This window comes from Marinobacter iranensis (assembly GCF_029207565.1).
In the GTDB taxonomy this organism is placed as follows: Bacteria; Pseudomonadota; Gammaproteobacteria; order Pseudomonadales; family Oleiphilaceae; genus Marinobacter; species Marinobacter iranensis.
This window is the reverse complement of record NZ_JANCMW010000003.1, coordinates 327,205-338,706: the sequence shown is the minus strand read 5'-3', so window position 1 is coordinate 338,706 and position 11,502 is coordinate 327,205. Positions and strand designations below refer to the sequence as shown.

At 49.2% G+C, this 11,502-nt stretch carries 15 protein-coding genes; 7 read left to right on the top strand and 8 right to left on the bottom strand.

Features of this window, described 5'->3' with window-relative positions:
* Nucleotides 1-72: 72 nt before the first annotated feature.
* The 8 genes from NLU14_RS08005 to NLU14_RS07970 form a co-directional block, all read right to left on the bottom strand.
* Nucleotides 73-489 carry a GNAT family N-acetyltransferase gene (locus tag NLU14_RS08005; protein ID WP_275705691.1) on the bottom strand — a complete coding sequence of 139 codons (417 nt, stop codon included), beginning with the start codon at nt 487-489 and terminating at the stop codon, nt 73-75.
* Nucleotides 490-533: 44 nt separating this feature from the next.
* Nucleotides 534-989 (bottom strand): hypothetical protein, encoded by a 456-nt coding sequence (locus NLU14_RS08000; protein WP_275705690.1) that lies wholly within the window; start codon nt 987-989, stop codon nt 534-536.
* A gap of 125 nt (nt 990-1,114) precedes the next feature.
* Nucleotides 1,115-2,272 (bottom strand): hypothetical protein, encoded by a 1,158-nt coding sequence (locus NLU14_RS07995; RefSeq protein ID WP_275705689.1) that lies wholly within the window; start codon nt 2,270-2,272, stop codon nt 1,115-1,117.
* A gap of 127 nt (nt 2,273-2,399) precedes the next feature.
* On the bottom strand, nt 2,400-2,711 hold the full coding sequence (locus NLU14_RS07990) for a hypothetical protein (protein WP_275705688.1): 312 nt from the start codon (nt 2,709-2,711) through the stop codon (nt 2,400-2,402).
* A gap of 171 nt (nt 2,712-2,882) precedes the next feature.
* Nucleotides 2,883-3,092 carry a hypothetical protein gene (locus NLU14_RS07985; protein WP_275705687.1) on the bottom strand — a complete coding sequence of 70 codons (210 nt, stop codon included), beginning with the start codon at nt 3,090-3,092 and terminating at the stop codon, nt 2,883-2,885.
* A gap of 113 nt (nt 3,093-3,205) precedes the next feature.
* Nucleotides 3,206-3,844, bottom strand: coding sequence for a hypothetical protein (locus tag NLU14_RS07980; RefSeq protein ID WP_275705686.1), 639 nt, complete (start codon nt 3,842-3,844; stop codon nt 3,206-3,208).
* An 80-nt stretch (nt 3,845-3,924) separates the two neighbouring features.
* Nucleotides 3,925-4,293 carry a hypothetical protein gene (locus tag NLU14_RS07975; RefSeq protein WP_275705685.1) on the bottom strand — a complete coding sequence of 123 codons (369 nt, stop codon included), beginning with the start codon at nt 4,291-4,293 and terminating at the stop codon, nt 3,925-3,927.
* A gap of 267 nt (nt 4,294-4,560) precedes the next feature.
* On the bottom strand, nt 4,561-4,728 hold the full coding sequence (locus NLU14_RS07970; RefSeq protein WP_420845048.1) for a hypothetical protein: 168 nt from the start codon (nt 4,726-4,728) through the stop codon (nt 4,561-4,563).
* Here NLU14_RS07970 and NLU14_RS23110 point away from each other — a divergent pair.
* From NLU14_RS23110 to NLU14_RS07940, 7 genes are all read left to right on the top strand, one after another.
* Nucleotides 4,660-4,809: a hypothetical protein gene (locus NLU14_RS23110; RefSeq protein WP_420845049.1), complete on the top strand. Its 150-nt coding sequence runs from the start codon at nt 4,660-4,662 to the stop codon at nt 4,807-4,809. The two genes, NLU14_RS07970 and NLU14_RS23110, sit on opposite strands and share 69 nt — an antisense overlap.
* A gap of 125 nt (nt 4,810-4,934) precedes the next feature.
* On the top strand, nt 4,935-6,818 hold the full coding sequence (locus tag NLU14_RS07965) for a phospholipase effector Tle1 domain-containing protein (RefSeq protein ID WP_275705684.1): 1,884 nt from the start codon (nt 4,935-4,937) through the stop codon (nt 6,816-6,818).
* Nucleotides 6,819-6,954: 136 nt separating this feature from the next.
* Nucleotides 6,955-7,452 (top strand): DUF2931 family protein, encoded by a 498-nt coding sequence (locus NLU14_RS07960; RefSeq protein WP_275705683.1) that lies wholly within the window; start codon nt 6,955-6,957, stop codon nt 7,450-7,452.
* Between the two features lie 198 nt (nt 7,453-7,650).
* Nucleotides 7,651-8,268, top strand: a complete 618-nt coding sequence (locus NLU14_RS07955; RefSeq protein WP_275705682.1) for a DUF2931 family protein — start codon at nt 7,651-7,653, stop codon at nt 8,266-8,268.
* 66 nt (nt 8,269-8,334) lie between these two features.
* Nucleotides 8,335-8,589 carry a bacteriocin immunity protein gene (locus NLU14_RS07950; protein ID WP_275705681.1) on the top strand — a complete coding sequence of 85 codons (255 nt, stop codon included), beginning with the start codon at nt 8,335-8,337 and terminating at the stop codon, nt 8,587-8,589.
* Nucleotides 8,590-9,061: 472 nt separating this feature from the next.
* Complete coding sequence (locus NLU14_RS07945; protein ID WP_275705680.1) at nt 9,062-10,060, top strand: carbohydrate kinase family protein; 999 nt, start codon at nt 9,062-9,064, stop codon at nt 10,058-10,060.
* Between the two features lie 23 nt (nt 10,061-10,083).
* A complete protein-coding gene (locus NLU14_RS07940) occupies nt 10,084-11,487 on the top strand; it encodes a toll/interleukin-1 receptor domain-containing protein (protein ID WP_275705679.1) in 1,404 nt (467 codons plus the stop codon).
* Nucleotides 11,488-11,502 lie beyond the last annotated feature (15 nt).

The window sequence follows — 11,502 nt, the reverse complement described above, 5'->3', positions numbered from 1 at the left end:
CTTCATGCAGAATCTCCCTGCGTTTAGCTTACGGAAAATTCTACTTTTGAAAACCGCTTTTTTTCGGGGGGATTACCAAGCCACGTGGCGGGTAGCGATGATCGCTATGATCGAGTCAATGTGACAGTGCGAGAAGCCATACTCCAACGCCGCCTTCGCAGCCTCTGACGCCAAGCCTCGCCCCCATACACTAGGCGCAAGGCGATAGCCAATCTCAATTTCCTGAGCACCATCCAGCTCTACGTGGCTCAACCCGCAGAAACCAATCACTGCTCGGGAAAGACGCTCGACAATGGCCCACTGACCAAAACCATGATCCCGGTAAGAGCCCTGGCACCAGTTGATAAACTGCCGGGTATCATCCTCGGTGCATGGCCCATTGGTGGAAAACTCCATTACCTTTGGATCACCAAGAATCTCCGCGAGTGCGCCAACATCTTCCGATGAAAACTCGCGTAGTAATAACCTTGGTGTTTCAGCTATGACCATGCGTCTGTCCTTTGTGGAGGCTCCCTCCGCCAACTTGTTGTGCGTCACTTGCGATACTTCTCGATGATTTCTTTCATTCTTCCTTTATATTCCACTTCGATTTCCGGACCACACTTACCAACCTGGTCTTTGAAAACTGGATTCAGCGACCTCTGATAGTAGCCTCCAGTCGAATCAATCGACTGAATCGTGTATTCAGTACGCCATTCCCATATATTTTTGTTGGGCACAAAATTGAAGTCAGTTCCTTTGCCCCACCTGGCGATATCTTCCCCTGAGCCATCCAAGTTGTGGAATTTACAATAAAAGTATGAATCGCTATCAGGTTGTGACTCGGTAGCGCCAGGTACTCCTCGGGCCTCATCACCACAATCTGACTTGGCAATTCCGAACTCGGCACAGCAATCAAGCTGGCCGCCCCTATCTGAGTAAGCGAGACATACCTTGAGCTCCGAGTTATCTACAGAAGCGATCACAGGCGAAGCAGAAAACAGGCACATAGATATCACCGATAATGTTGTACGCAACGGCCGAGAGACTCCTTTCTGTTGTCACATTTCATTTGAGATGGAAAATAGATCTGTTTACATTTTCCCAGGTATTGAGTTTTCCATTTATAGCGGTTTCACAGCGACAATGCTGTTTTCCGTTTGACCCAGTCGCTCGAAAATCCGATTTCTCTGACCAACTGCCCAGAAAACGCATCCATTAGCGCAGCATAAAAATTTCCATGTGGAGATTCCGATTGAAATGCTTTTTCAATTACTTCCGCCTCTGTCTTACCACCTCGCCTAGTTTTGAAACGGCGTCGTGTTTCTACAAGTGCATCACGGACGCTGAGACCATCGTGAATCATGACATTGCGCATATAAACGAGCGCATCAGCGCTCTCCCTTTGTATATTTAAAACTGAAGCCAACCGGTTCGCCGATAGGGTCTTACCTCCATCTACGAGTTCGAGATGAACGAATGCGTTCAAAATCCTAACCTCTATAGTTCCCGGATTGGAAAACGCTTCGATAAGAAAATGTTTTCTCGGTCGCAAAGAGGCGGCGGCTAATCTTCCAAGGATTTCTTCATAGTGGTGAGGGCTATCCACCAAGACGCCATACGATATCGCCTGGTCAGGCTGCGTTAGGTTTAAGCTAACTGTTGACTGAGTTCTAACAAAATGAAGAAAGGCCCTTCTTCTTAGGAATAAAGACACGGCTGTCCGAAGCTGGTTCGTATATCTCGATAGATCAAGGCTTGAGCTAAAACACCGCACATATTTTGATAGCACCGTACCGCAGCGGAACGTATGTACCCGAACTTTCTCCCCATCGAGCTCTATAGAGCAATCAAATTTTACTCGTGGATCACAATGGAGCAGGATTTCAGAACCGTCATCCATGCGGGGTTTGACAACCTGAAAGTCGAGCCTAGAACTAAATGGCCTAAGCTCGACTTCATCGACACCAACAGCATGCGAATCAATTCCCAGTACGCTTGCTAGGCCCGATTCGGAGATACCCCTATCCTCTGTTGGTTCAGCCTGATTACTCGATGACAGGAAAAATGGGCCTAATTCTTCGGTAAAAAGCTCACTATCTCCAACCTCGAGGTGAACGTTTTCTATAAACACCTCATCCTTCGTGGCCAAAGAGAAGCCAAGGAGCCTTTCACTAGTCCCTGCATTGTTCTCAGATATCAGGCAGCGGCCTTGCACAAGGTCAAAGGAAACACCTACCGAAATCACCTGGCGGCCGTCGCTTATAGTCGCCTCGCCTTCAATCTGTATCATCGTTCAACCACTTAAACGCCTCCAGTATGCGGGGCTTTGCCATTGGGAGTGGGGTGAAGCCGCAGTGGATAAGCCGTCGCTGTGCCTGGCTTAACCTTGTTAAATTCCTCTGATGGATGCACCACTATTAGAGTGTTCCGCCATTCTTCCATATTTGCAAAAGAGCGCCTGTCAGGCCGCCTACCGCAGCTAAAGTCATTATAGAAACGTTGATAGCCTGGTAGGCAGGGAATTGTTCTCCAGTTATCGCAACGACAGATGCGAATGTGCACAATGCACCGAGCAAGATCGACATAACCAAGCTTGCTGGAAATTTCCTAGAAGGTGCTATTAGTGAAGCAATCCAAGCATAAGACCAACCGAACATGATGGCCGTAAACAAAGGGGCGATGTAAAGTACTCCCCAACCATCTTCAGAATAGCCACCAAAAAACTTCATGCTTACCCACTGTACCCAGTGGAATACAAATGCCGCCGCCACAGCTACAATTGGCGGCACTATCGGTACGAATAGCCACCGCCACCATTGGTAACTCTTGCTCTGTAGGTCAGATTTCGACATAAGGCTTAACTGATATTCCCCCAAGAAATACAGTCTCCAAAATTATTTCTAGAACGCCGTGGTTGTGCGGTTACATCGTTCAAGAGCGACTTCCTCAGCGTTACGCCCCTTATTTGGAGCAGAGGATAACGTCGGATACGAACCAATTTCTTTGAAATACTCAACTCCGCGCTCAATACAGGCGTTCACCTTTTCAGTTTTTTCGGAACAGCCTGCCAATAAAGCTATCGAAATTGCTGCAAAAAATACGTTTCTCACGAAGCAAACTCCTTTTTCTGACGCTTTGACACCGGCTTGGTAAAGTTGGACGCCTTCTTGGAACAAAAAATGACAGCTTTTCCAAGTCCGAGTGCTTTGCTATGTTAGGGTTGTCAGCCATAATTAGCATTTTCTTCCAAGTAAGCGCCAAAGGCGTTCCAAACTTCAAGCACGATAACCTTCAGAGATTCGGATACAGAATCTATGGATTGGCCCACAAGTATGGCAGCTTTATTAAACGCTTGATTGCTGGAATCGACTTCCATTTGCATAGAGCCTTTTCCGAAAGCATGTGCTGCGCCATCTATTGGGTTTGTATATCCAGTAAATAATCCTTTCAGGAACCCATCCAAACCTGAGTTTCTATTTAGTGCTTCGAGATGAGATCGAGCCAGCATTGCAAGGTTGTTTAACTGAGATAATGTGGAGTTAAATTCGCCAATTATTTTTGAGTGAATACATCCTGTATAAAAATAGTTATTCAGTATAGTGTTAATATCTTTTTCGGGGTAATTACTTTCTATCATACATTGTTCGCAGTGATTTCTTAATACTAGTTCAATTTGTGAAATAATACCATCCAACCTTTTTTTAATTTTAACTACATCAAGGCTACTAAGTGCTTGTAATGATTTATTTCGTTCCCCGTTTGGATCGCCAAGATACTTGGCGGCATCAGATAAGAATCCAGAGTTGAATGCTACTAACCATTCTCCGATATCCTTCTGGAACTTCTCGGGATTCCAAGACATGACGCTCTCCCTGTAGCCTAGACCTACACCGGTGCAGTGGACGCTCCTGGGTTATGCTCCACCAGCAGCCGTTTATTAAATCAACACTCAAAGCCAGGATTTTCATTTTCACACCGAGTACGGTTTCTGCTATCGCAGACTGGGCCTTTGGTTGGACACATTAACCAAACTTGCTTACCCTCGTTTTCTCTCTTGATACATCTACAGCCAGGAGACCTCACGTTTAAATCATCGATCTGTGACATATTTTCCAGCTGCACTTTTATTTGAGCAATTTCCAGCCTATTTTCATCAGAGGCATCTTCGTTAATTTGGATAGATTGCTCTTGCAAGCGATTATTAGTTTTATTATTCAGCGTCGTGGATATATCCCATCCTTCGACAACCGCAAAAACAGTGGCCAAAGAGATCATCAGAACCCCACCAGCATTTCTCATCCATCGGTACATGTCATCGTATTCCTAATGATCTAACCAATCTGATGGTGGTTAGACTCCTGATATAGATCTGACTACTTCATTATATAATTCTGTCAGTAAGTGAATCATAAAAAAGGAGCTGAATATCAATATGCTGCGTAGCCGCTAACCAGTATTCCTGATCCACCGCGTAATAACGAAGCGCCCTGTATGATTTTAGCTTTTCTAGAAGCGTATACGCAGAATACACAAAGCACAAACCCTGCACATGGCTGGGGTTTGAGGTAGGGCCATAGTTCAACCCCATCTCCTCAATAGAAATCTCCCGCATCTGGATCTTCCCGGTGATGTCATCGAGAATTCATCCATAAACTTGTAGTTCCTGGGGATCTTGAAGTGGGCGATCTTGCCTTTGCAGAATTCCCGCAGTTCGTCGCCGGTGACCGGATCCGCATCCGGTGCCAGCTTCACCCAGGCGATGAGTTCTTCGCCGTACTTGTCTTCGGGGATGCCGGTTACTGCACTTCCTCAATGGTGGGGGTGTAGGCGATGTCTGACATGAATTACCCGCAATGTTATGAAGTATCCAGCATGCTATATTCATGAATCGCTAGGTATAGTTAAACACCGGGTAGCCAGGAGGCAACCTGTAAGAGAAAGGAACTCTCACCATGAGCAAGCTCATCACCGCCTGCGTAGGCGACATGCATGTTTGCCCGATCAAAGGGCACGGTTCTACCCCCATCCTGCCAAACGGCTCCAGTATCCTTGTTGAAGGCAAACCCGTTGCCCGTGTGGGCGATGTCACGGGCTGTGGTGCCATGATCACCCAGGGATACCCAATGGCATTTGCCGATGGCATGCCCGTGGCGTATCTCGGAAGCCCCACCAACCATGGCGGTTCAATTGTTAGTGGTAATCCAAGGGTGATTCTTGGCGTTGCCACCACCGCCGCGCCAGTCGTCGATTTTGCGGTCGCCGGTGCCCTGGATGACAAGGGCCAACTCACACCAACGGCAAAAGAACTGCTGGACAAAGACCCTCTGGAATTTGTGCGCCGGGCAGCGCAGAAAGGCGCGTTGATCGACGAAGGGCTGCCTGACGAATCACCGGATGAGTCATCCGAAGAAGAGGACCGCCCCAAAGTCCGGGTGGAAGCAGGCATCTTTTTTGATGGCACCGGCAACAACCGCAACAACACCCAGACCTACCAACGACAAATGGATGAATGCCTGACGGCCAATGCTGCTGGAGCCATGTCGGAAGAAGAGTGCGGTAATGAGCTGTCGCAGTTTATGGAGGGCAGTTATCTCAATGCCGAAACCAATGTCTCCAAACTTGAAAATTTGTATCAAAGGACTGGATCCCAAGGTGAAGGTGGCGAACAGATATACCGGTTATCCACCTACGTGTCGGGGGTTGGCACAAAGTCCGGTGAACCCGATGATGATAAGAGTATGGGGCTCGGGCTTGGCGAGCAGGGCGCACTAAAAAAGATCGACAGTGGGTGCGAAAAGTTGGTGTTTGAAATTGCCGGCTCCGTCAAGGAATCGATCGATGAATTAGTCCTCGATGTATTCGGCTTCAGCCGTGGAGCAGCAACCGCCCGTCATTTTGTGAGCCGGGAGGTTCATGATACGACCGGGTCTTTGTCTGGCGGCTATGAAGGGGCTTTGGCCAAAGCCTTTAGACGGGAAGGCGTTCCCTGGCCGAAGAGAATCACAGTTCGCTTTCTCGGCCTGTTCGATACAGTTGCGGGTATTGCCGATTTGGGTAACCTGGATTTCTCCGCCCACGACGAGAGAACCGGTCGTATCAATGTCAATATAAAGCCGGAGCAGGTTGAAAGAGCAGTTCAGTTCGTGGCCCGGGATGAGCGCCGGCACAATTTCTCCTTAAACAGCCTAAGGGGTGAGTCCGGCAACTTGCCCAAGAATTTCAGTGAATGGGTATTGCCGGGAGCGCATTCCGATATTGGCGGTGGCTACCCGGACCGGTTTCAGGAGCATATCGAAGTTCGCCCGCCCGTAGTGATTACAGGAAAGGCTCGTCGTGATCCGGAATCCAGTATGGAGTTCTCCCGAATGCTCCATGAGCGGGCTTTGATAAAAAGCGAGGGCTGGATAGGCAAACACAACCCGCTGGCCACCCTTGATATTGAACAGGAGCGTCTGCCGATGAAACCTACCCAGCCAAGCCTGACAGGCGGTGACGTAGCGTTGCATCTCTGGCTAAATCGTGAAGTGCGTGGGGAATATTCACGCATTCCTTTATATCTGATGCACAAGTTGGCGGTGGATGTAGGCGTACCATTCGAGCCGATACCAACGGACAACCCTCAATTGGTGCTCCCACAGGAATTAATGCCCATAGCCAGAAACCTCGCTGCGCACGTCTGGCATGGCAAAGAGTTGCTGATAGCGTCGGAGTCCAAAGCCTTACTAAAACAACGGTACATTCACCATTCCGACCATTACCTGGAGATTGGGCTGCTATACCCCTTCAGGCCAGCCAAAAATGGTCGTCGTGCGATACACCCAAACAAGGGACAGTGAGTCGATGGAGAATATCATGAGGACTAAGCTCTACGTGCTCAGCTTGTGTGTTCTGGTTCTTTTGGGGTGCTCGGAGCAAAAAGACGTTGAGGGACCGAGGTATGGGCCAAACACGGCTTATAGGAGTATCGGTGTTGTGGCTCCGAAGCATTACGATGTCTGGGTTGACAAGTTTTTCATCGAATCCCTGTCCGAGGATATTGGGTGGCGCCGCCCTTTTGGCATCGTGTCTTGTTGCTGGAAAAGTGCGCCGCTGTCCAGTGCAGAATGGCAAACCACTCCAGAGCTGTTTGTTATCCGCTGGTTTTCGTTCGCAGAGCAACAATCCTATGAGTCCGTGATCAAACTGGAAAATCCGGACGAAATTGTGGAGAAGATGAAAGAGCCAGTGTCTTTCGAACGCTATGGCGAAATAGTTGAACGCCCCCGTTATAACCTGGTGCTAGGGCTGGCGCCCGGCGGAAAGGTAGTGGTCTGGATCATGAACCGCGGGGAGAATGCGATTGAGGTTGGGCGATATGAGTCAAGAAAGGTAGAAACACACCCAGAGCACTACCGTGAAATTACTGAGCGCTATATGCGCGATAGCGGCGAGTATATCCGAGAACATGGCGTCCCATTGGAAGGTTGGTAGCTCGCATGGTTCCAGGGTTGGGAGTTGGTCTTCGCATAATCAGGGGCGAGTCCGGTAACTTGCTCGAGCTCTTCCGTGAATGGCTGGACCGTTCCGACCATTACCTGGAAATGGGCCTGCTATACCCCTTCAGCTTCGCCAAAGATGGCCGCTGGCCCATCCACCCAAACAAGGGATAGTGGATTGATGGGAAATATCATGAGTATTAAGCACTTCTTGTTCAGCTTTTGTGTATTGGTTCTTTTAGGCTGTTCTGAGCAAACAGAATCGGACGGGTCGATGCCAGGGCCAAACTCGACATATCGAAGCATTGGCGTGGTGGCCCCGGAGCATTATGACGTATGGGTTGATAAGTTCTTTATCGAATCTTTGTCCGAGGATATTGGATGGCGCCGCCCTTTCGGGATCGTGTCATGTTGCTGGAAACATCCCCCATTTTCCGGGGCGCAATGGAAGGCTACCCCCGAGTTATTTCTCATCCGTTGGTTTTCTTTTGCAGAGCAGCAATCCTATGAGGCCGTGATCAAGCTGGAAAATGCCGACGAGATCGTGGAAAAGATGAAAGAAGTCGCACCCTTTGAAAGTTATGGTGAGATAGCGGAACGTCCCCGAGATACGCTCGTTCTGGGGCTTGCTCCAGGTGGAACAGTGGTTGTCTGGATCATGAACCGTGGAGAAAATGCGATTGAGGTTGGGCGCTATAAGGCCAGACCGTTTAACAACGAAAAGTCGGACTACTCTCAATGGGTGGACGAATATTTGGAAGAAGAGGGCGAGTATCTCAAAGAGCACGGGATCAAACTGGACGGTTGGTAGGGGTTCTGTCTGGACTTACGCCGGTGCCTGAGAACCACAGCCGAAGATATCTCGGTAGCAATTACCATGCAGCGTAAAGACCAGTTCAGTGAGTACACGGAATCCGAGTTTCTTGATCTATTGGTCGACATAGTTGAGGCCAATGGATCGGAGGAGTATCAGGATCAGTTGTTGGAGCATTTTATCCAGGTTACGGGGCACCCGTTAGGGTCTGATTTGATCTATTACCCAGAGAATCCGGCTGACGCAACGCCAGAGCGAATCCTTGAAATCGTCAAGGGATGGCGCACCCGGAACGGGTTACCCGGGTTATTGAGCTAATATTTGGGAACCTCCTATGAAGCTGGATAAGGCTCATTTAATCGAATACTGAGAGCACGAGTTTCTAAAAATAGTGAAACCAGTTAAGTCGCTCACAGCTGCCTATCCACACTCGCATGACCAGCACCCCGCCGCTTACCTCAGCATTAGCTTTTTTGGAGAAAGTACGTTCTGGCCTGGCGATATCTGTCTGAAAGGGCTACGCTTTCAAAATACTTTTGCGTGGCGAATTGGAGACGGTGTTCTCCAGGCAACAATTTCGGGATGAGACTGTGAGCGCAATATTGCATGCCGGGGAAAACGAATGCATATAGCCGGGGGGCTCTACCGCGAGCTATGCTGTCTTCCTCCTTGGGATGCAGTATTTGGCTCCGGAGGCCGTGCAGCGGCAGCAGTTTCCGCTCTTTCGAAGAGCAGCACTCTCCACACATACTCACAAAGTGTTGTCAGTGAAGGTGCTGCGTCACTAGAGATGCTGGGAATCAATGTACGTCTTAATCCGCGTCCGACTGATATTGCTTTTGCGTATTTCCACCCTCTTTCTCGACCAAATATCCAGCCTGACCCCAATGAGATTACACCTCAGCCACCACTTCAAGTTAGTGGAGAAGCAGTTCTACGTTTCGGGTTTCTTGAAGGAGATGCCGTCGTAGATGCGCACCGCGCTGTATACGATCCGCAGACTTGGCGAACCCCGGTTCCATTTCATAAGAACGGATCTGTAGCGAGAGAGCTGGCAATTGTGCTCAACGAACTTGAGCTTAGGTCAGCTACTGGAATTGAAGACCTAAATTTGGCGGCTTTGTATCTCATGGAAAACCAAGATGCTTCAGTCGTTGTTGCGAAGAGAGGGGTTCGAGGCGCAATGGTCTTTGAGCGTGGCTATGAGGCTGCACACATTCCTGCTTACCGTTCGTCGCGTGTGTTCAAAATTGGTACTGGCGATGTGTTCAGTGCGATTTTTGCACATTGCTGGGCAGAGAAAAGATTGCCGGCAAAGAAAGCTGCTAATGAGGCATCGCGTTCGGTCGCAGCATACTGTGGCTCTGGCCAGCTACCACTCGAAGATGACGAACTTCGTGATCTGGTGCCGCTGAAATCTTCTGATCTTGGTGTGGTTGCGCTTGAAGGTTCGGTTGGCACCATCGGGCAGCGCTATACCATGGAAGAGGCACGGTTCCTACTGCGAGAGCTCGGAGTCGATGTCACTTGCCAAGTGTTGGGTGCCCGATCTCGCGAACCTGCTGCTTCGGTGCTTATTTTAGCGGATGGGCTTCGTGAGGGTGTGGCCGAACTGGCTCAAGCTGCAAAAGCTTCGGGAGCCTCAGTTGTCGTTTTGCGGGAAGAATGTTCGTATCCAGCGTGTCTATCGAGCATAGAAGCCGACATTGTGGTCACTGATGATTTTGTCTCAGCACTTTATTTTGCTGCTTGGGCTACGGTGAACGGTCCTGGCATAGAAAGTAAATAAACTCAGCCGGTGCTCAGTATCTCATGGCAGATATATATATCGTGTATGCAAGGGAAGACCAAACGGTTGCGGAACAGCTTTACAAGGTTCTATCGGAGCGTTGGGAGGCTTGGTGGGATGACAAGATCATAGGGCGCTTTGATAAGGTGATTGAAGCAGAGATTCCGAAGGCGAGCTGCATTGTAGCGCTTTTCTCTGTCTCTGCTCGAAGCAAGAGTACTGTCACGGATGAGCTAAGGCTAGGCGAAAAGCATGGCATTGAAATTTTGCCAGCCCGGATTGATGATAGCGATCCGCCCTATTCCTTCGGTTCTTATAGTTGCTCCGATCTGCGTGGGTGGAATGGTGAGGTCGACCACCCCGGACTTTTGCAACTGCAACGGCGTTTAGATCTTGCAGTACCGCCTAGAGCCAAGCCTCAGAGACCCCCAGCGATTGCCGACGGCAAGGTGCAGCTACCCACACTTTTTTTGTCAGTTTCGTCACATGAGACGCAACTAGTGCCGGTTGAGGCCCTACAAGCGCTACGAGTCTTTGAGGCACCTACTATTCTAGTCTCGGCTTACGACTTGGTCACTCGCCGCAAACCGCAAGCCTTAATCGAGGAGCTAACAGAATATCGAAAAAACGGCGGATTCGTTCTGATTGACTCCGGCAATTACGAAGCATCCCGCTTGGGCACACGGAGATGGAAGAAGCCTGATTTGGAAGAGGCGCTTGGTCAAACCCCGCATGACTGGGCATTTTGCTTCGACGTAATGGGTCCGAAACACGATCCAGATCGTGCCATTGAGGAGATTGTTATGGCAGTGGAGCGTGACAGATCTTTCACCGATGCTTCTGTACTCCCGATCATTCATGCTCCAAGTCTAAAATCAGGCGGGTATAAGCTTGACCACATTCCAAAAATCGTTCGGGAAGTTGCAGACCGGCTTGAGCCAAAGCTAATAGCCATTCCAGAACGAGAGCTTGGTCCTGGTCTTATTGCTCGCGCACTAATGGTCCAATCGATCAGGAAAGAGCTAAATAAACTACCGTTCTATCAGCCATTGCACATTCTTGGTACCGGAAACCCTTGGAGTGTTGCAATATTGACGGCAGCGGGTGCAGATACTTTTGATGGCCTCGAGTGGTGCCGTATGGTAGTTGATCGTGATAAGAATCGACTTCATCACTTTCAGCACTTTGACTTCTTCAAATATCAGACTGAGGTAAGCGATTCAGCTACAGCAACTCAGGCGCTGAAAGATCCGGATATTGATTATGGTGGCAAGGTTGCGTTTCACAATCTCGATTACTTTACCAATTTTGCGCAAAGTCTTAGAGAAGCTGTAATGGACGATAACATGGAGGCGTTTGTGGTAGGACTGACTGACTGGGAGATGGTGAGTTATCTTAAAAAACAGATTCCGAGGCTCTTCAAGTGATTTCTTACGATTCCG